This window comes from Clostridium sp. 'White wine YQ', assembly GCF_028728205.1.
In the GTDB taxonomy this organism is placed as follows: domain Bacteria; phylum Bacillota; class Clostridia; order Clostridiales; family Clostridiaceae; genus Clostridium_T.
The window spans coordinates 1,563,217-1,586,084 of record NZ_JAQYUU010000001.1; the positions used below are offsets into that span (position 1 = coordinate 1,563,217).

Annotated in this window: 13 protein-coding genes; 3 read left to right on the top strand and 10 right to left on the bottom strand. The window is 30.0% G+C overall.

The window, feature by feature from the left end; translation table 11 throughout:
* Positions 1-393: 393 nt before the first annotated feature.
* Complete coding sequence (locus tag PTZ02_RS07890) at positions 394-1,713, top strand: aspartate kinase (RefSeq protein WP_274227243.1); 1,320 nt, start codon at positions 394-396, stop codon at positions 1,711-1,713.
* A 198-nt stretch (positions 1,714-1,911) separates the two neighbouring features.
* Here the strand turns inward: PTZ02_RS07890 and PTZ02_RS07895 are convergent, their stop codons facing one another.
* From PTZ02_RS07895 to PTZ02_RS07905, 3 genes are all read right to left on the bottom strand, one after another.
* Positions 1,912-2,913, bottom strand: coding sequence for an acyltransferase family protein (locus PTZ02_RS07895; protein WP_274227244.1), 1,002 nt, complete (start codon positions 2,911-2,913; stop codon positions 1,912-1,914).
* Between the two features lie 224 nt (positions 2,914-3,137).
* Positions 3,138-3,326, bottom strand: coding sequence for a ferredoxin (locus PTZ02_RS07900; RefSeq protein ID WP_202765717.1), 189 nt, complete (start codon positions 3,324-3,326; stop codon positions 3,138-3,140).
* A gap of 94 nt (positions 3,327-3,420) precedes the next feature.
* Positions 3,421-4,608, bottom strand: a complete 1,188-nt coding sequence (locus PTZ02_RS07905; RefSeq protein WP_274227245.1) for an anaerobic nitric oxide reductase flavorubredoxin — start codon at positions 4,606-4,608, stop codon at positions 3,421-3,423.
* Positions 4,609-4,861: 253 nt separating this feature from the next.
* On the opposite strand from PTZ02_RS07905, the gene PTZ02_RS07910 reads away from it, so the two are divergent.
* Both PTZ02_RS07910 and PTZ02_RS07915 read left to right on the top strand, forming a co-directional pair.
* On the top strand, positions 4,862-5,020 hold the full coding sequence (locus PTZ02_RS07910; RefSeq protein WP_274227246.1) for a hypothetical protein: 159 nt from the start codon (positions 4,862-4,864) through the stop codon (positions 5,018-5,020).
* Positions 5,021-5,036: 16 nt separating this feature from the next.
* Entirely contained in the window at positions 5,037-5,204 is a 168-nt protein-coding gene (locus PTZ02_RS07915; protein WP_274227247.1) for a hypothetical protein, read from the top strand.
* 59 nt (positions 5,205-5,263) lie between these two features.
* Here the strand turns inward: PTZ02_RS07915 and PTZ02_RS07920 are convergent, their stop codons facing one another.
* From PTZ02_RS07920 to PTZ02_RS07950, 7 genes are all read right to left on the bottom strand, one after another.
* On the bottom strand, positions 5,264-6,691 hold the full coding sequence (locus PTZ02_RS07920; protein ID WP_274227248.1) for a sensor histidine kinase: 1,428 nt from the start codon (positions 6,689-6,691) through the stop codon (positions 5,264-5,266).
* A gap of 51 nt (positions 6,692-6,742) precedes the next feature.
* Positions 6,743-8,737, bottom strand: a complete 1,995-nt coding sequence (locus PTZ02_RS07925; protein ID WP_274227249.1) for a PAS domain-containing sensor histidine kinase — start codon at positions 8,735-8,737, stop codon at positions 6,743-6,745.
* Positions 8,738-8,900: 163 nt separating this feature from the next.
* Positions 8,901-9,440 (bottom strand): dihydrodipicolinate reductase C-terminal domain-containing protein, encoded by a 540-nt coding sequence (locus tag PTZ02_RS07930; protein ID WP_274227250.1) that lies wholly within the window; start codon positions 9,438-9,440, stop codon positions 8,901-8,903.
* Between the two features lie 98 nt (positions 9,441-9,538).
* Positions 9,539-11,080: a hypothetical protein gene (locus tag PTZ02_RS07935; RefSeq protein WP_274227251.1), complete on the bottom strand. Its 1,542-nt coding sequence runs from the start codon at positions 11,078-11,080 to the stop codon at positions 9,539-9,541.
* A gap of 137 nt (positions 11,081-11,217) precedes the next feature.
* A complete protein-coding gene (locus PTZ02_RS07940) occupies positions 11,218-12,705 on the bottom strand; it encodes a putative bifunctional diguanylate cyclase/phosphodiesterase (protein WP_274227252.1) in 1,488 nt (495 codons plus the stop codon).
* Positions 12,706-13,659: 954 nt separating this feature from the next.
* On the bottom strand, positions 13,660-20,988 hold the full coding sequence (locus tag PTZ02_RS07945; protein WP_337992993.1) for a S8 family serine peptidase: 7,329 nt from the start codon (positions 20,986-20,988) through the stop codon (positions 13,660-13,662).
* 46 nt (positions 20,989-21,034) lie between these two features.
* The gene (locus PTZ02_RS07950; RefSeq protein WP_274227253.1) at positions 21,035-22,849 is read right to left on the bottom strand and encodes a S8 family peptidase; all 1,815 of its coding nucleotides are present in this window, start codon (positions 22,847-22,849) and stop codon (positions 21,035-21,037) included.
* Positions 22,850-22,868 lie beyond the last annotated feature (19 nt).

The window sequence follows — 22,868 nt, forward strand, 5'->3', positions numbered from 1 at the left end:
AAATACTTTAGAAAATATCATAACATTCCCATAATATTTACAATATTATTTCATTTTTATTCATATGCAAAAATATGTGGATTATTTTCTAATAATATAATATACTAAAGTAGAATGATTTTTTAAGAACTTTAATTAATCCCTTAGGGAACATCAGTTTACTTACTAAGCAGTACTATTGCAGCACACAGTAGTACACAATGCTTTAGTATAGATTTTTACCCTTCATCAAAAGAGAGGCCCACATTTTACCCGTGTGAAAGCCTCTCTTAAATTTTGCCCATTTTTCAATCATAAATAATATATCTTTCTATTCTTTGGAATTGCATATTTGCTTTAAAATTGTTATCATAATATTGTTATTTTTTATTATAAAATTGGGGGGCTATACATATGAAAAACACAATAGTAGCAAAATTTGGGGGAAGTTCGCTTGCGAGTTCTGAGCAATTTAGAAAAGTTAAATCCATAGTATCTTCTAATAAAGATAGAAGATTTGTAGTTCCATCTGCTCCTGGTAAAAGAGATAGCAAGGACTATAAAATTACTGATTTACTTTATCTATGTAATGCTCATGTTAAAACTTCTATTCCTTTTGACGATGTATTCAAACTAATAGAAGAAAGATATTGCAGCATTGTTAGCGACTTATCAATAGATATTGATATCAATATTCCTCTTGAAAAAATTAAAGAAGATATTAGGAATGGTGCTTCAGCTGATTATGCAGCTAGTAGAGGTGAATATTTAAATGGACTTATTTTGGCTAAATATTTAGAATATGAGTTTATTGATGCAGCCGAAATAATTGTATTTAATGAAGGCGGCACTTACGATGAAGAAAAAACTAAAATTAAGGTTGAAGAAAGATTATCCAAGGTTAAAAATGCAGTAATTCCAGGATTTTATGGAGCTAACGAAGAAGGTGAAATTGTTGCATTTTCTAGAGGTGGCTCAGATGTAACTGGCTCTATTATCGCAGCAAGCATTAATGCTAGTTTATATGAAAACTGGACAGATGTTTCAGGTTTCCTAATGGCTGATCCTAGAATAGTAGATAATCCAAAAGCTATAGAAAAGATTACTTATAAAGAATTAAGGGAGCTTTCTTACATGGGTGCTTCTGTTTTACATGAAGAAGCCATTTTCCCTGTTAGAGAAGCTGGAATATATATAAATATAAAAAACACAAACAGACCTGAGGATCCAGGTACATTAATAGTTGATGATATACAAGACGTAAAAAACCACGGAAAAATTACTGGAGTTGCAGGAAGAAAAGACTTTACTGTAATTGCTATAGAAAAAGCTCTTATGAATTCCGAACTTGGTTTTACTAGAAGAATTTTATCAATTCTTGAATCTTACGGAATTTCCTATGAAAATATGCCTTCAGGTATAGATACTGTTTCCTTAGTAATTGCTGACTCTCAGTTAAAGAATAAAAAGGACAAAGTAGTTGAAGAAATTAAGAGACAGTGTTCACCAGATTCTATAGATGTTTATCCAAACATGGCTGTTATAGCTACCGTTGGCCGCGGAATGGCCAAAGCTACTGGAGTAGCTGCAGTATTATTCTCAGCTCTTGCAAAAGCAAATATAAACGTAAGAATGATTGACCAAGGATCAAGTGAGATGAATATATTAGTAGGTGTTGCTACTTCAGATTTTGAAAAGGCCGTAAATGCTATATATAGTGCATTTGAAAAGTAATTAACAAAAAAGTTCAACGCTTATAGATCTAAGTTTCTAAAATTGAAAGAAATGAAGAGCAGAAATCACCGATTTCTGCTCTCTTGTTTATATACTGAAATTATTTATATTCAGCCCCTTTGTAATCTTTACATTTGGTTAATTTGAAATATTTATACTGTAAGATTTGTTAATCTTTTTATAACATCACCTATTAACTTACTTTAAAAGTATTTTTTTAACTCTAGTCTTTCTTAAAATTGTAATTAATGCTGCGGAGATTAATAAAGAACAAATAAATCTAATCATTGTATTTGCAAATAATATTGGAGCAAGTACTGAAAGCCATATCATTATAATTTGATGTGAACAATATATTCCTATACTGTACTCTCTACAAGCTTTAGATATTTTAGTTGAAATATTTTTACTGTAATTAATTGCCCAAATTAATATTAAAGGTGCTGCAATTATTGCTGACAGATACATATTAGCATCTTTAGCAACACCAGTTTTATTTAATATAAATGCTTCAACCAATAAAAGTATAATTGAAATTATACTTAGCAAGCCTGCTTTTTTTATCTTTTTATACAGTTTATATTTATTAATGAATGCACCTAAAGACACAAAAAGAATTGATTCTGTAACGCCTACTTGTGGCATCATAAATATTGATGTGTACCCTTTAATCAATGGATTTATCATTGTTGCTTGAAATAATCCATAATAAGTATCACCAGTTGTCCCAAATAGATATAATACAAATCCAATCAAAAGTAAAATAAATACTTTATCTCTTTTTAGCAATGGTGCTATTACAAAAACAGTAATGATTAATGAGGATATATACCAGAGGCTTCCTGTTATTCCAATTAGCAACAGTCTCTCAATTAGAATTATAGGAGGTGCTCCTAAACTACTTAAGACCATCGGAAATAATGCTATAATCTCTATAGTTACCCAAGAAAAATAAAGAATTAGTAATCTTTTCAATGTTGCTATAGGTTCTTTTTTTAATTGAATTCGGTCAAATAAAAAATAACCTGAAACCATAAAGAAAAATGGTACTGCAAGTCTACTAATTCCCATGCTCGTTGCAATCCATAAATTTTCATTTATTGAGTGAAAAGCCATTGTGTGAATTGATACTACTGCAATAGCAAATAGCAATCGTAATACATCAATCATTCCGTAGTAACTCTTATTATTTGTTTCCATGATAAAGCCACTCTCCTTAAAAAATCACTTTAATATTTTATTTATTTTTTAAAATACAAGTTCTTCCATACCATATTTACGAAAACTATTTCTATTTTCTGACACTTATATAAAAAAAAATAATTTCAACTAAAAAAACTATTATCGCAATCCCTCACGATAATAGTTTCCTATTAAATAAATCTTATTAAGCATATATTAAATATAAACGCTAAGCTTCTTCTCTATTCTACAGTTATGGCAGATACTGGGCATTGCTCACAAGCCTCATTTGCACTTGCTAACAAATCTTCTCCAAGTTCGTTTTCGATTGCTTTTGCTTTTCCATCATCATCCATGTCAAATACTTCTGGACTTATTGCAGCACACAATCCGCATCCTATACATGTATCTTTATCTACACATGCCTTCATAAAAATCATCTCCTTTTTATAAGTTTATAAGCAAATTCTACCAAAATATTTATATAAAATACGTAACTTTAGTTACCACTTTAATGAATGTTATCTATATTTTTTCAGCTATTATCTTTCCAAATTCCTTACATCTATCCATTGCTTCTTCATCAGGATTCCAAAGTTCCTTTATACCATCATTTATCATTTCAAAACCAGCTTTAGTTAACTCTTCTGTTATTATCTTAACAGATTCACCACTCCATCCATAGCTTCCAAAACCAGCTGCTTTTTTACCTTTAAATTCTAATCCTTTTATCATTTCTAATATTGAAGCTGTTGAAGATAAAATACCCTTATTAATTGTAGATGATCCTACTAAAACAATTTTTGACTTAAATACTTCTGTGATTATATCGTTCTTATCTAGCTTTGATGAATTTAATTGTTTTATTGTAACGTTCGAATTTACACTCTTTATTCCTTCTACTATAGCCTCAGCCATCTTTGAAGTTCCACCCCACATTGTATCATATACTAATGTAATTTGGTTTTCAGAGTAATCTTTTGCCCATTCAACATATTTTTCTACAATTTGAAGCGGCTTATCTCTCCATATTATTCCATGGCTTGGACATATCATATCTACAGGTAAATTAAATCCTAATATTTCATCAACCTTCTTAACTACAAATTTACTAAAAGGTGTTAATATATTAGCATAATATTTAATTGCTTCTTGATATAGTTCAAATTGGTCAACAGTATCATTGTACATATATTCTGAAGCATAATGTTGTCCAAATGCATCATTACTAAACAATATATTGTCACCAGTCATATATGTAAACATACTATCAGGCCAGTGTAACATTTTAGCTTCAATAAATATTAATTTGTTTTTTCCAATATCTAATGTATCACCAGTCTTAACAGTTACAAAATTCCAATCCTTGTGATAATGTCCCTTCAATATTTTAGCTCCATTTTTTGTACAATAAATTGGAGTATCTGGAATCTCCTCCATCAAATCTAGTAATCCACCACTATGATCTGGTTCTGAGTGATTTGCTATTATATAATCTATCTTCTTTAAATCTACTTCTTTCTTTAAGTTTGCAACAAATTCCTTAGAAAATGGACTCCAAACTGTATCTATTAGTACTGTTTTTTCATCCTTTATTAAATAAGAATTATATGAAGAACCCTTATGTGTAGAATATTCTTCACCATGGAACTTTTTAAGTTCCCAATCAATCTTTCCAACCCAAGTAACTTTTTCATTTAATTTAAAACTCATTTATATTCCTCCAATCGAGATTTTATTTTCTATGTGTTTATAATATAGCTTTTTAAATTTGTTTTCTGTGATTCAAATCAATTTATAACTTTAATTTCCCTACTTTAGAAAATAAGGAGTTTTTAACAAAAAACTACTAAATTATAATGAATTAAATTGTAAATACTAACTATAGAGTTTTAAATTTATTAATTACATAAACACATTTTGAAGAAAATCTTATCCTTGTGCTCTATATTAAGGAGGTACTAGTATGAAAAATGATAATAAAAGAACTTTTGAAAAGAAAGAATTTTTAAGAAATGGTTCAAAAACTCAAGATCAATGGCCTAAAAATCATGAAACCACTACTTTAGAAAAACCTGCTTTAAATGAAAGTGCAATTGAGGCTCAAAAAAGAGGCTTTGAATAAAAAGGTGGTGATTTAAATGAATGATGATAAGAAATCTAAAGATCTAAACAAAGTAACTAAAAAAGAGATTGCTATGGGTGAAAGAGGACCTTATGTAAGTGAAGTACAGTATTTTGAGACACCTGAAGATTATAATGATGCTTTCAAAAAATACTATCCTGAAAATGAAGTTCCTAAGCTATAAATATAACATGGTAAAGGATTACTAATAGGAAATTAGTAATCCTTTACCATGTTATACCATCATATTCCATATATATCTGAGAATTCTATTTTAATCTTTTCATATAAATTACCGTATGTATTGTAATTTAAAGCTTCAACTGCTACTTCATCACAAATATTTCTAATAGGTAATTCAATAATAAATTCGCTACCAACCCCCAAACTACTTTTCACTGTAATTTTTCCATTATGCTTGTCAACTAAAGACTTAACAAGTGCCAATCCCATTCCACTGCCTTCATGATTTCTTGTTAATGACTTATTTACCTGTGTAAATTTTTCAAAAATCATATCAAGCTTATCTTCTGGGATACCTATTCCTGTATCTTCAACAGAAATAAATACAGATTCTCCATTCTCAAAAACATTAACTGTTATCTTTCCTCCTCCCCCAGACTTAGTGAACTTCACGGCATTTGAAAGAATATTTAATATAATATTTTCAATTTTTTCTGGATCTGCAGCAATAATTTTTTCCTTTAATTTTGAGTTGAAGACCACTTTAACCTCTGTATCTTTGATATATTCCTCAACTTCTTCAGTAACCTCTCTTACTATATCTACAATATCTATGTTCTGTAAGTTTATATCATAATAATCTGTATCAACCTTAGTAACTTCAATTATATTATTAAATGTTCTCATAAGCCTATAACAGTTCCTTTTCATAGTGTCTAAATATTTCCCAACAAATTTGTTTTGAGATTTGCCAGGTATATTTGTTACTTCAATAAGCTGAATTGCAGATAAAATAACATTAATAGGGGTCCTTAACTCATGTGAAATATTTGAGAAAAACTCTTTTCTAATGTTTTCGTATTCCATATTCTCGCAAATTAGCTTATTATTTTCTTCGATGGTGTTCCTTAGGTTTATTAAATCCTCCTCAATATTTCTTCTTTCTTTCATTTCTTTTTGAAGAGTTTCTTTTTCCACCAGTACTTCTAAATCAATTTCTAACCTTTCTTTTAGCATCTTGATAAGCTTATAATTATTTTTATTAGTAAAACTTTCTTTATTTCCAATGGCACAAATTATTCCGAAAACTTCTCCATCTGGCCACTTGATTGGAACTGCAAAATCAAATTCCCTTTTTAGCGTCTTATTTGAATTCTCAATCTTAAATTCCTCAAATTCCAAATCTTTTTTTATAAACTTTTGTTTATTTCTAACGATAGTTTCGCAATAAAGCTCTGATAGAAGTCCATTACTATCTCCATTATCATAGGGGTTTTCGCCATTCTTATTGGTAATAAATACTTCTACTTCTTCATTTTTAATATGCTTAATAAGTGCTATGGGTATGTTGATTGTTATGGCCATAATATCAACTATTTCCTGCCATTTGCTCATAATTGCATCGGATATCTCTGGTTTTTTATTAGAAGTAATAGTCAATGTAATTGGTTTTTCATGTATGCTAGCTTTTACATCCGAACATCTCATAATAACCCTTCTTTCATATTAAAACCCATTTAGAATAAATACAACCACGTCTTAAAGAGAGTAAATATCAGAAAACTCAATATTCATTTTTTCTATATTTTTTTCTTTCTTAAATTCATAATCTTTAGTATTCACTATATTAACTTGATGAAAACTTGCATCAATTAATACAGGTAAATGAACTAAGAATTCTGTACCTTTGGTGAGCTTACTTTTTACTTCTATAGTACCACCATGCATTTCTACAAGACTCTTTACAAGGTTTAATCCTATACCACTCCCTTCCTTTTTCCTTGCTAGAGAACTTTCTACTTGTGTAAATCTGTCAAATATAGTTTGAAGTTTATCTTCTGGTATACCACAACCAGTATCCTTTATAGATATAATTATTTCTGAAATTCTATCGTATATATTTACCTTAATACAACCACCAGCTTCAGTGAATTTTATAGCATTGGAAAGCAAATTTAATATTATTCTTTCTATTTTCTCTTCGTCACAACTAATGATTTTTTCCTCAACTTCAGTATCAAAAATTAATTCTATATTTTTACCTTTAAGGTACTCTACTACAGAAGATGAAATTTCTTCCACTATATTTATAATATCGCTATTTTTTTTATTTAATTTATAGAATCCTGCATCTATTTTTGTTATATCTAAAAAATTATTTACTAATCTTAATAATCTATAGCAATTTTGCTTCATTAATTTTAAATAATTTTTTATCTTTGCTATATTAATTTTTTCTTCATCATCTGTATACATACCTAAAACTTGTACAGAACTTAGAATTATATTTAAAGGAGTCCTTAATTCATGTGATATATTAGATAAAAAGTCTGTTTTTATCTTGTCATATTCCAAAGTTTTCTCAAGTAATAGTTTTTCCTCAAGCATTTTTAACTTTAATTCTTCTAATTTAATCTTATCAGTTACATCCCTTAAGACTGAAATAACACATTCTTCATTATCATATATTATCTTTCTTGAGTTTACCTCTAAAAAAATTTCAGTTCCATTATAATCATAAGAATATGTTTGTGGTGAAAGCACACTATTATGAGTAATTAAATCCTTTAACCTAGCATCTATAGTTTCATACCATTTTGGATCAATTATTTTTTTAAACTCTCTTCCTATCATATCCTTTGGACTATTAAGTCCATTTAATTTTGCTAAGTTTTCATTTGCAAATATGATTTTTCCATCACTATGAACTCCAATATAGTCTGGTAAGGTTCCTAATAATGTTTCATATTTCCTTTCACTCTCACTTAATTTTTTTTCTATGTTTTTTCTTATAGTAATATCCTTAAATACAACTATTTTTTTGTCTTCTCCTAAAGAATTAATAGAGCACTCAACTTGTGTTCTTTTATGTCCTTCACTTAATATTTTTGTTTCAAAAAAACAGGGTTTCTTATCTACTTCAAAGTTTTCCACTCTTTTAATAAATTCTTCTCGATGATTCAAAGATATAAATTCACTAATTTTTCTTGTAATAACGTTATTTCTATCTACTTCACCTAGTAATTCTATTGCTTTTTTATTTAGTGCCTCTATGAAATTATGATTAGTAATAAATATACCTATTGGAATCTCATTAAATATACTTCTATCTAGAGCCTCCATCATAGAATGCTCATTTTTTAGATTTTCTTCTTTCTTTTTTTCATCACTTTTATCCTTAATTATAATTAATACTACATTATTTTCTTCATTTCCAATCTTTACAGGGAAAACTTCAACAGGAAATTTCTCTCCATTATTACAATAATGAATATCTTCAAAAATTTTCCCTTCTTCTAGCAATCTTAATATTTGACCCTCATCTTTTTTCTTGATATCTTTGCTTATGTCATAAATTGAAAAGTTAGCAATTTGTTCACTGGTATATCCATATTTTCTTAAAGCCACTTCATTAGCTTTAATTATTTTACCTGTTGAAGGATATATAAGTAACATAATTTCATTTGAGTTTCTAAACATATTTTCTAATATTAAATTTGAATTTAAGTACGTACTCATATCTTCAAGAACCATGTATATACCACCTTCATAAACGTTTGATTATTTTCATATCTTATTTTATAATTTCAACTAATATTTACAAAATCCTCCTTTTGTATGAAATTTTTATTAATAATGACTTGTAACAAAAAAGAACTAAATATAATTTTATAATTAACTTAGTTCTTTCAATCACTTAGTTTACCGCACTTATATAGTTATCTTCAATGTAATTATTTATAACTTTTTCTAAGTTTATAACATCCTTCATTTCATAAAAGCCTATCTTTCCATTTATGAATTTAGTTGCTTTTATTACACCTTCTACAAATTCATTCCTGGTTATTGATTTATGTGATATCTCGATCATATCATTTACACCTATTGTTATATTAGGTGCATATACAATTCCATTATTATAGATTTTGCTAAACTTAACTAGCTTTTCAATTTCAAGTTCATTGAAGCCTGTTGTTCCAATAACTAAATTAACTTTCATTCTTGAAATCAATTCTGCATTTCTAATTATTGCTCTTGAATCTGAAAAATCAATAATTACATCTAGCTTTGTATTTTTAATATTTCTTTCTAAATTATTAATACTATCAACTACTACTCCTATTTTTTCACTATTTTTACTACACATCACGGATACAAGCTCTAATTCTTTATTTTCACAAATATATCTTCCAATTTCTTGCCCAATTTCACCAAAGCCTATCATACCAATTCTCACTTAATTTAACCCCCAAATAATTTGATTTTGTCATAATGTATCAATTATAAGTTCTTACAAATAGTCAATATGATGCAAGTTGTTTCTTAATGATAGAATTACTCCAAATCAATCGCTTCTTCATTTTCTAATGATTTGTACCAAACAGTATTTCTTATTATATTATTTCTATTTCTATCAACAAGAATAATATTTATGCCTTTTAAAGAATCTAGTCTTAATTTTTTTTGATATTCTTTCTTTATACTTCTTATACTGTTACTGTGCTCTTCAGTGTAATGCAAGATTACTATTGTTTTATTATAATCCTCTATTAATTCTCTAAACATGCCATTAATATGGCCATCGTCTGAATTAAAGCCAAATCCAATTATACAAATAATATCTGCCTCCATAAATCTATTAAATAAATTTACATATCGAGCTGACATCTTAACAGAAGTTAATGGTTTAATTCCACTTTGTGTAAAAAGAAATGGTACAATTATGTGTTTTTTCTTTTCATTTTCTCTCTCAGTAACTATCTTATTAAGATATGGGTCATAATAATCCTTTACTGAGCCATTAAGATAAAAAACCTCTTTTTCTATTATATCTTCAATGAAAGAATTATAATTTGTAGTTCCAACTGCTGCTATTTCATAATCATCCTGGAGCTTTATGATATCATGATAATATCCATTTCCTTGAGTAATTTTCTCTCTATTTTTATCAACTTGAAAATTTATATATCTTCTAACAGTATACAAAAATATTATGATCTTACTAAACTTTCCCCAATCTGTTTTAGGATTATATATATATCTCCAATTACTATCGATTAATGTTTGATAATCTAATGCTCTAGAAAAAATATCTTCTAAAATTAACATTCCAAACTGTAATATAATCTCTTCGTTATTTGTTATTTCAAATATATTCTTTTCTTCATTTTCTATTAATAATTCTAATCCTCTCATTCCAGTATTGCTATAATCTAACGAGAATACTGCCCCTAAATCATCAAACAAATCAATTGTATCAGGGCTTTTTTCAAAAACTCCATCATTTAGCCTATGTATAAGTTCTTCTCCTAATGAACCTATTAATAATTCTAAAATTGTCCTTGTTATATTTTTTATATTTTTATTAAATTCCTTGCTAACGTTATCAATTTGTATAAGTCTTAAAAAGGCCGAAAAATAATTAGTTCTAAAGATTTCATTCATATCTTCACCCAACATATGATTTAACTTTATTTCTTGACCATAGTTAAACTTACCTATCTCAGCACCAAGTACTTCTTCAAAAATCTTATCAATATCTAATCCTTCTTTATATAGCCCATCCACTATTGCATTAACATTTTCATCAAAATGTCTTAAGTAATTTATTATAAGCCCTCTTTTATTTTCTAAGCTTCCTTTAACTATTGAATCATATTGACCTTTAGTAAAAGCAGTTAACTTTTTGTTCTCAAAATCATCAGGAAGCCAACTTGAATAGGGTGATTGTTTATCTACATTTTTTAGTTGATTCTTTAAGCTATCTTTATCTTTTGAAGTGTTCATTCTAAAAATATCCAATGCAAACTTTCCACCTGATGGCAGACCATATGAGCATTCAGCTCCTGCACCTAGGAATAATGCTACCTTCTTCATAATTACTCCTCCTAATAAGTTATTAGTTGAACTTAAAACCCTATACAACATCTACTTAAATCCATCTATATGAATATTATACAATATTTGTATAAATAAAAACACCAACTATATATAGTTGATGTTTTATTTATGAACTAATCTATCGTTAATAATTTTTCAATTTCATTTTTCGATATTGGCTTACTTAAAAGAAAACCCTGGGCTATATCACAATTAATTTTTTTCAAAATTTCATATTGTTCATCTGTTTCTATACCCTCTGCTATAACTTTTAAGTTAAGCATATGGGCTAATTGAATAATTCCAGTTAGTATATGTTTGCTATTATCAGATATAGCAATATCATTTATAAAGCTTTTGTCAATTTTCAAGTTATCTATCGGAAGGTTTTTTAAGTAATTTAAAGACGAATAGCCTGTCCCAAAATCATCTAATGAAACCTTCACACCTAACTTTTTTAGTTTTTCTAGGGTTTTTATGCTTCTATCTAATGACTTAATTAATGCTGTTTCAGTAATTTCTAATTCTAATTGTTCTGGTTCCAAATTATTTTCTTCTAATACATTCCTAACAATTTCAACAAAATCCCTTTGTTCAAACTGTATAGGTGATATATTTATTGCAATAATGTTTTTAATTCCTTTTTCTATCCACTTACTATTTTGTCTGCAAGCCTCTCTTAAAATCCATTCCCCCAATGATATTATTAACCCCGAATCCTCTGCTACACTAATAAATTCTACTGGAGAAATTTCACCTAGTTCTTTACTATTCCATCTAAGCAAAGCTTCATAACCAATTATCTTTCTGGATTCAACATTATATTGTGGTTGATACTTTATTGATAATTCATTATTTTTAATTGAGTTTCTTAAATATTTTTCTAAAATATCCTTTCGATATATTTTTTCGAAAAGCATTTTATCATAAAAACGATATTTATTTTTTCCTAGCTTTTTAGCCTCGTACAAAGCAACTTCTGAATTTTTAATAATATTATTAATATCTGTTCCATCATATGGGTATATGGCTATTCCTATATTTAGAGATACGTATACTTTCTTCCCTCCAATTTTAAATTCATCATTTATATTGTTTATTACTGATTCAGCTAGAGCTATTACCTCAGTTTTTTCTTTATAATTATCAAAAAGAACTATAAATTCATCTCCACCCCATCTATAAACACTACATTTATCATCTTTTATTTTACGTAATTTCTGTGCTATTAAAATAAGTAATTGATCTCCATAATGATGCCCTAAAATATCATTAGTATTTTTGAAATCTCCGATATCTAAAAAAAGCAATGCAAATTTCTTGGTTTTATTTTCAGAATCCACTATTCCACATAACCTTTTTATTAAATAAGATTTATTACAAAGTTTCGTTAACCTATCATGATTAACTAAATATTTTATTTTCTCATCTTTTTCAACTAGTTCATCGTATTGTTTTTTTAATTCTTCTTTGGTTTCTTTTAATTCTTTCTTAGTATTCTCTACTTTAACTCCAGATTTTTTATCTCTCATAATTGCAACTATGAGCATTAGAAACATAACTACTACTAAAAAATGCAAAAAAATAAAATAACCTTTTAAAATTTCAGTTGATAAATTCATAACTTGCCATCCTATATCTAAATATTATTGTTACTTCCTTACTTTATTGTATGAATAAAACAAATTTATTTGTAAGAATTATTATTTTACGAGATAAATTTTACCACATAAGTTTTTATCTTACAACATAAAACTACTTATATTTTGCATTTTCTACATATTTCTTCCATAATTACTTATTTATATTGATTTATATATGATATTTTATTAAAAGTACCAATTTTTATCTTCCGATATGTATTAACTTTCCAGAATATTTATTTTTATTTGGGATAACATAATATCACGGAGCAAATAAGATTAAGCCAAGACTTAAGTATATATTAATTATTTAAGTTTAGTGTAATTATAAATTATTATTTATAATTGCGTGAATTCTACATGGTTAGGAAAAGTGTTATTATAGTCGGAAACTAAAACTTCTTATTATAATAATATTCCAACTTATCATATAGGGTTTAGCGAATATCATATATGGTGTTGAAATGATGTTATATAGCCGTGAGGTTATATAGGGTTGTGTAAATATCTTATATGGTAGAATGAAACATTATTATGAGTAGTGATTTATTTGTATATAGTCGAAAGATTATATATGTATAATAAGTTATTTATAATAGTGCTAGTTTAATCTTATTTGTTTCCTGTAACACAATTAGAATTCTTTAATATAATATTAATTATCAAAATTTATAAAAATACTAATCACATGATACTTCAATACTAAAAAACTAATTTTTTAGTATTTTTTTATTTATACATTTTTGTTACAAACTAAAGGTAGGTGAAAAAAATGCCATTATTAGTACTTTCTCTAGCTATTGGGATGATATCAGCAATTTCATACGCAACTTTCTGTCTAGTTAAAGAATATAAAATTAACTTAAACAGATATAAAGATAAGCTAAAATAGTTTTAAAAAAGAAGTCTTTATCATAAAAGACTTCTTTTTTACTAAAATATTTTTGGTATTCTTATAAACAGATTTCCTATATTATATTCAATCTCTTTACTAAATGTTTTTTTCTCTTGCATATTCACTGGTGCTACTACAGGAATTGCAGCCATATTTTCTAATGCTCTAATATTATCAAAACTTTTTCTTAGGTTTACCATTCCATATCCCCAATTAGGATTAGGATATACATCTCCTGGACGTTTATCTGTTCCCCTAATTAGATATGTCTTAACTTTAGATGCATACATAGATGGGTCATTTTTTTCAATTATTCCCCATTGAAGAATAAGGGCTGAACAGCCTGCAATAATTGCCCCTGCAACACAGGAACCTGATATTGACTTTGTTCCTCCCCCAACGGCTGTCGTGATTTGATTAATTCCTCCTGCTACAATTTCTGGTTTAATAATATTTGTAGTAGTATACCCTTTACCAGAGTCCGCTACTATACTTCTATTATTTTGATTATAATATCCTACTGAAATAATCTCTTCAGAGGTTGCTGGACTTGTTAGGGTTACATTAACCTTTGGATTCAAAAAATTAGTTTCCGGTGCAAGTAATTCTCTTTGCAAAAGCCATGAATTATATTTCCCAACCACTATTAAATCTCCAATAAGTTTAAATTGCCATATACCTTCTTTCAAGTTTGTTGCAAAAATAGTAATTCTCTCATCTCCTGTAATCTCTTCTGGTATAGAATATTCTACTGTCATCTTTGTTCTTTCATATATAAAACTAATTTCTGTCTTTTCTTTAATCTTAGGCACAATTCTTTGAATGACTTCTCCAGTTGGAGATGTTATAGAGAGTGAAACCTTATCTGGTCTTGATATCCATATCTCAAAACGAATGCTCTTTTGATTAGTTCCTACTCTTAACTCAATTAAAGATGTATCTCCAGTATTTTGTATAATACCAGATGTATGAGTGCTGCTATTTCCCTGATTTCCTGTAGGTGTAACAACTACTACCCCGTTATATCTAGATATTTCATCTATATATCTCTCTGTAATAGATTCTCCATTATGTGCTCCTATGTTTGTACATAATGGTGCATATATTACTATTGGTTTTTTAAGTCTACTAGATAGTTGGTATAAATACCTAATAGCTGGGAAAAGAGCAGATGTTCTATATGCAACAACATCTCCATAGACTCCAAATTCTTCTCTTCCTGCTTTAGTAATTGGATTCAATTTTACAATAGCTAAACTGCTTGCTGGTGCCACCCCAACAAGCTCTGGATTTACTCCTTTTGCTGCTATTATTCCAGCCATATTTGTGCCATGCCCTATAATATCCTTTGATGGAACTATTGCATAGGGATCCTGTCCATTTTTCTTTGCTTGAATAGCTTTATTAATTTCCTCACCTGTATATTCAGTACCAGCTATAAGATTTGGATTTGGTACATCGCTTTGTATAGTCTGATCCCACAAATTTAAAATTCTAGATGTGCCATCCTCATTTATAAATTCCTCATTTAAATAATCTATTCCACTACTGATTATTCCTACAATTACACCAGAACCATCAAGTTGAAGATATGGACTATTATGAAAGCTAGGTGCTGTTGAAGCATCAATTGCAGATATATCACACAAAGTATAAATTGATCCTACATCAGCATATATTATTTCAGGAATATTCCTAATTATTTCTTCAGATTTATTATATGGCATGGATATAACCGCACGTTTAAAGTCTAGAACAAACACCCCTGTCCCTGGATACTTAGAAATTGCCGATACTATATCACCTTTATATTCAGCTATCCTATTTTCATTACCTTCTTGTATAAAATAATTAATCTTTTTAGGAGGAGGTGCCTCTCTATTTCTTGTTTCAAATATTCCTCTAATATTATCAAAAACTCCTTTTAAATTGACTATACCATATCCCCATTCAGGATTAGGGTAAATATCTCCTTCTCTTTTATTTGTTCCTCTAACTAAATAAGTTTTTACTTTAGAAGAATACATTGTTGGATCATTTCCATGAACTATTCCCCACTCAAATAATAGTGCACAGCAACCTGCAACAACTGCTCCTGCTACACTTGAACCAGATACAACCTTACTGCCACCACCAACTGCTGTAGTTATTTGATTTATACCCCCAGCAGCAATACAAGGTTGAATTTCACCACTTCTAGTAAACCCTCTTCCTGAATCAACCACAATAGAGTTATTATTTTGATTATAGAATGCTACACCAATGGCTGATGATGCAGTAGATGGAATTGTTAATGTTATATTTGGATCCGGACTAAGGAATCTTGTATCAGGTGCAAGGAATTCCTTGGGCAATATCCATGCATCATATTTTCCTACTAAGATCAAATCTCCAATTAACCTAAAACGCCAGATTCCTTCTTTCATATTATTTGCTGTAATAATTATCTTTTCCTCGCCTGTTACTTCTTCTGGTATAAGATACTCTATATTCATTTTTGTTTCTTCAAACACAAAATTAACCTGTAGAACTTCATTTAGCTTTGGAGGTATTCTTCTTATGACTTCACCCGAAGGAGATGTTATTGAAATAGCTACCTTGTCGGGTTTAGAAATCCATATTTCAAGGTTGATATCTTTTTGGCTTATTCCTACCCTTAATTCAATAATTCCAACATCACCAGTCTTTTTTATTATTCCAGAAGTGTGTGTATTGCTATTTCCTTGATTCCCGGTTGGAACAACCACTGTTATTCCACTAAAACTAGAAATATCATCAATATATCTTTCTATAGTTGATTGACCATTGTGTGCTCCATTATTGCTACCTAAAGGAAGAAAAATTACAATTGGTTTATTTATCTTGTATGAATATTCATACATATATCTTAATGCTAAAAAAATGGTTGTACTCCTAAAACCTACAACATTTCCATAAACACCAAAATCATCTCTTACTGCCTTTGTAGCTTCACGTAATTTTACAACTAGCAGATTGCTATTTGGTGCTATTCCTCTTAAATTCGGATCTACTCCTCTTGCAGAAATAATACCAGCCATACTTGTACCATGTCCAATTATATCTTTGGATGGAACAACAGAATATGGATCTCCACCACTATTTCTAGTTTGTATTGCTTTATTTATATCTTCATTTTTATATTCTGTTCCAAGTGCAACATTAGATGATTGAGCATTACTTTCAATTGTTTGATCCCATATTGCTAATATTTTCGAAGTGCCATCTTCATTAATAAATTCTGAATTTAAATAATCTATCCCCGTGTCAATAATACCTGCTATTACTCCTGAACCATCCAGAGGTAAATAAATATTATTATAGAAAAAGGTAGCTTGTGATGCTTCTGCTGGAGAAACGTCACTAAGTGTATACATACCTCCAGTATCAACGTATATTATTTCTGGTATTCCTCTAGTAATTTCTTCTATTTTTCCTGCAGGAACTGAAATAATTGCTCTTTTATCATCAATTAAATATATACCTGTATTGGGGTATTTCTTTAATGAGTTAACTATATTTCCTTGATATTCAATTATAAAATTTCTATTTCCAGGTAGTGTAAGATAATTGATTTTTTGTGGCACATTACTTTCCCTTGTGCCTAAATCCTCCAATCCCCTTATATTATCAAAGACATTCTTCATGTTAATAGTTCCATATCCCCATTCTTGATTAGGATATGTATCCCCTTCTCTTTTTGAAGTGCCTCTTGTTAAATAAGTTCTAATTTTAGTTGAATACATTTCAGGATCATTCCCTTTAAGAATTCCCCACTGAAGCAATAACGCTACACATCCTGCGACCACAGCTCCAGCTACACTTGCTCCGCTTACTGTTTCTATGCCCCCGCCTACTGCTGTAGTAATGGCATTTATTCCTCCGGCAGCTAGATCAGGCTTTATTTCAGCATTTGTGGGATAACCTCTTCCAGATTTTTCTTCAATAGAATCAAAATTTTGGTTATAAAATGCTACAGAAATTACTTCTCTAGAAGTGGATGGGCTTGTTAATGTCATATATGGATTTGGCCTAATAAATCTTGTTTCTGGGGCTATAATTTTTCTTTGTGGTAACCAAGAATCATATTTTCCTATAGATACCTTTTCCCCGGTAAGTCTAAAAATCCAAATACCTTCTCTTATATTTCTAGCTACTATTGTTATTAGTTGATCTCCGCTTATGACCTCAGGAATAAAATATTGTACAAACATTTTAGTTTGTTCATATATAAAATTTATTTGTGTTGATTCATTAAGTTTAGGAGGTATTCTATCGACTATTTCACCTGAAGGGGAAATAATTGATAATGAATATATGTCTGGCTTTGGTATCCATATATCAAACCTTATATCTTTTTGCTTAGGATCTATATTAAGTTCGATACTACTGGTATCACCTTTATTGGCTATTAATCCATAGGTATGAGTATCTCCTTCACCTTCATTCCCTGTGGAGGCTACTACTATTACTCCTCTTATTCTTGAGACTTCATCAATATATCTTTCAACAGGAGCAAGACCATTATGTCCAGTCATATTGGATCCTAATGGAATATATATTACAATTGGTCTTTCTAAACTAGAACTTAATCTAACCAAATAATTCATTGCTAGAATTATTGAGGCAGTATGATATGTTGGCTCACTTCCATAAACACAAAATCTTCTTCTTATCCTTTCGCTAATATTAATAAGTTTAACAATAGCAAAATCACATTTTGGTGCTATAACATCAATTTGAGTACTAATCCCTCTTGCCCCTATAATACCAGCCATATTGGTGCCATGTCCAACTTCATCTCTTGTTGGAACTATAGCATATGGATCCCTGCCTGCTCTCTTCTCATTAATAGCTCTATTTATTTGTTCTCTTGTAAATTCACTTCCTACAGGTTGATTTTCTACCTTTCTGCCACTACTATTTGATTGATCGAAAATAGAAATTATTCTTGTGCTTCCATCCTCGTTCATAAACTCTTGATTTAAATAATCAATTCCTGTATCAATAATACCTACAATAACCCCTTGACCATTAAGAGATAAAAACTCATTACTACTAAATCTTCCTACACCAGCTGCTTCACTTGGAGAAATTTCATTTAAGGTAAACATTCCCCCTGGACTTCTATAAACTATTATTTCGCCCAATTCATCCATTATATCATTAACACTTCTCCCAAATGAAACTAATATAGCTCTAAAACTATCAATTACAGCAACTCTTGCATCCGGTATTTTACTGATTGCACCCGCTATATCGCCAGTATATTGAACATAATTCAAATCAAAATCACTTAAGTTTAAATTCACTTGTGGTAGAGTATTCTGTACTTGTTTGGGAGAAATATTTTGCTGCACATTTTGTTGTGCATTAGGTATTTGAGTTTTTGGTGGAAGTTGTTGCCCGACTTGTGGCATTTGAACTTGCGGTATGTTTTGTTGCACCTTAGGAACTTGATTCTGAGGTGCACCTTGTCCTATTTGAGGCACTTGTGCTTGAGGTATGTTTTGCTGCACCTTAGGAGCTTGGTTCTGAGGCGGTACTTGTACTATGTTCTGAGGTGTATTTACATTTATGTTTTGACGAATTTCATCAATCAATTCATTTTTATCATTTATATTAATATTTCTTACATTAGCTGATTTTAAAAGCTCTAATGAATTATAAAGACAATCAGTTCCATACCCCCAGCTTGGATCAGGGTAAGAAATTTCAGTACGCTCCCTTTTCGCCCCTTTTGAAAGATAATACTTTATTCTATCACCGTATAAAAATGGATCTTTTCCTTGTACTATACCCCATTCCAAAAGAAGTGCACATATTCCTGCTACATTGGGAGATGCCATAGATGTACCAGATTTAATATCAAAGTTCCCACCAGGCACTGTAGATCTTATTCCTTCTCCAGGAGCTACTATATCTGGTTTATCAAAAGAAATTCTAAATCTTTTCCCTCGACCAGAAAAGGACGAAAATGCATTAGTTAAATAATTATAACTGCCAACCGATATTGCACTTTGTACTGTAGCTGGAATTCCTAAGGTATTGTAGACATCTGGATTTAAAAATTTGGTGCTAGTATTAATAGCCTCAGTTATCGGAAGCCACATATCAAAAAGCCCTAAACTATTGTTTAACACTCTTAAAATTATTGTCCAATCTCCACCTGGCAATGCTTCTGCACCAGGTAAAAAGCTTATTGTTATTTCCCCATTTATGTCGAATGGCTTGGGTCCTGTATTATAAATAATACACCTATCCGCACCTATAGTTAATTCCTTATATCCCTCATTTAGTGTAATCTGACCAGTTCTCTGTCCTAATGGATTAGCTATTTCTATTGATAATTCAGTTAATAAAGGTTTATACAACTGCAAAGTTAATGCTGGCTCCAATGCTGAAACACTTAATGTGATATTATTTACTTCACTTAATTCTCCTCCCACATGGTGAGCAGCATCACCTTCATTACCAGCTGCTATAACCATAGCAACACGTTCAAGCCTGCATATTGTTTCTATATACTGTTCTAATAGACTTGTTCCATTATGTGCTCCATCATTACTACTTAAGCTTATATTTATTACTAGAGGCCTATTTAATTCATTTGATTTATCAATTAAGAACTTTATACCCCTCATTATCTGAGTGCTTAGTGCGTAGTTTAAGTTCCCTCCCCTCGTAGTTTTTACCATTGCAATTGAACTCTTGTATGCAACTCCCCAATTTTGTCTTGGTAGCTTTCCTCCTGCACATGCTATTCCTGCTACATGTGTTCCATGTTCAAGAGGATCAGTCACATTAACAATAGATAAGGGATCTGAAGCTTTTAATGCTTCATCTATTTGTGCCTTTGTATAGACTTTTCTATCTTCTCCTAAATCATATATAAACTCAATTCGAGTGTTTCCAGCTTCATCATTAAATGCTGGATGAGTATAATCAATGCCTGTATCAATAAATCCTACTAGAACTCCTTGACCTGAAAGTCCATATTGATTCCAAGCATCTATAACACACGAAGCCTTGTTACTATTAAAATCAGAAGTAAATAATACCTTCGGTAATTCAATGTATTGTGCACCTTGAAGTTCAGATACTCTACGAATATCTGAGGCTTTAATAGTTACAATACCAAATCCATATCCCAAATCTTCTAAGGTAGCACCAATCTTATTTACAGAGTCGGAAAATTCCTTCATATTGTTTCCAAACAAGACTACTACCTCTATATTCCCTTTGTTTATCTTCTCATTCTCTGCTAATGATGCAATTTTATAAATTAGTTGGTTTGGTAATTTATTCAATAAGTTAATTTTAGTATCAAGCTTACTACTATCTATAATACAACACCCCGAATAATCTCTATATACCTATAATTATTCTAAATCTTTAGTTTTGAATACTACTATTTGGTATGCGAATAAATAAATTTCCTTTATAAAATTCTATGAATTCATTATCTTCATTTATTGCTCCTCTGTCTTCATAAACTAAATGCCTAATATTATCAAAAACACCTTTCATATCAACAGTTCCATATCCCCAGTCCTGATTAGGGTATGTGTCACCCTCTCTTTTGCTAGCTCCTCTAATTAAATAAGTTTTAACTTTCGTAGAATACATAGAAGGGTCATTTCCTTCAACTTCTCCCCATTGATTTATAAGTGCAGCACATCCTGCAACAACAGCTGCTGCCACACTTGAACCACTAATTATTCTAGTACCTCCTCCTATAGTAGTTGCTAATGCATTGATGCCTCCAGCTGCTATTTCTGGTTTTATTCTATTATCCCTTGTGTACCCTTTTCCCGATTCCGCTACATTGGAATTGTCATTTTGATCATAATATGCAACTGAAATTGCTGCTCTTGAAGTTGATGGAGAGGTTAAGGTTATAAATGGATCTGGTTTTAAGAATTTTGTTTCAGGTGCCAGTAATTCTTTTGAATTCAAATAAGAATCATATCTGCCTACCACAACTAAGTCCCCTGTAAGCTTAAATATCCAAATTCCTTCTTTTATATCTCTTGCAGTGATAAGAATTCTCTCATCTCCAGTTTGAGTTTCAGGTAGCAAGTACAAAATTGACATTTTTGTTCCTTCATATAAAAAGGATATATTAGTTACTTTATTTGATGCAGGTGGAATTCTATCAATAACTTCTCCAGAAGGAGAAACAATTGAAAGTGATATCTTGTCAGGCTTAGAGCACCAAATCTCGAATCTTATATCTTTCTGATTTGGATCAATTTTAAGTTCAATATTAGAACTTTCTCCCGTACTTCCTATTATTCCAGAGGTATGATTATCACCAATTCCTTGGTTTCCAGTTGGTATTACACATGTAACACCTTTTCTTGTAGATACTTCATCTAAATATCTCTCTGTGGTTGTTAATCCATTTCTTGGTCCTATATTTGATCCTAGAGGTATAAGCATTATCATTGGTACATTAAGGAAAAGTGATAATCGATTAAGATACTGTATTCCTAAAAATATTGATACACTTGAATATACGGGAGCATTCCCATACACTCCTTGCTCTTCTCTCAGCTTTATATTTGCTTGTGCCATGTTTACAACAGCTATCATTGCTCTTGGAGCTACGCCTACTACAGCTGGATTTACACCTCTTGCTGCCGCAACTCCTGCAATACTTGTCCCATGACCTATAAGGTCTTTACTTGGAACTATCGCGTAAGGGTCTTTTCCTTGTTTTTTTGCATTGACCGCTTCATTTATTTCGTCACTGGTATACTCTACCCTTAGATTTTCGTCAAAAATTCCTACTATTCTTGTTGTACCATCTTCATTCATAAATTCTTCATTTAAGTAGTCTATACCAGTATCTATAATTCCTATTATTACCCCTGTTCCATCTAACTTAAGATAAGGACTAGTATGGAACAAATCTGCTTGGGATGCAGTCAAAGGAGAAATATCACATAGAGTGAATAATGCATTTAAACTTACACTCACAATTATCTTTGAGAGTTTATTTATAACATCATAAATATCTCCAGTTGATGCCAGCACTGCTCTTCTATCATCTATTATAATTACTCTAGCATTGGGAATGCTTTTAATACTATTTGCTATATCTCCTTGATATTCAACTACAATAAAGTAAGCATCCTTCCAAGGAAAACTTTGATCAACTTCTTCTGGCTTAACTACCTTCTCTCTACGTTCTATATTAAACACCTCTTATAATCACAGTATT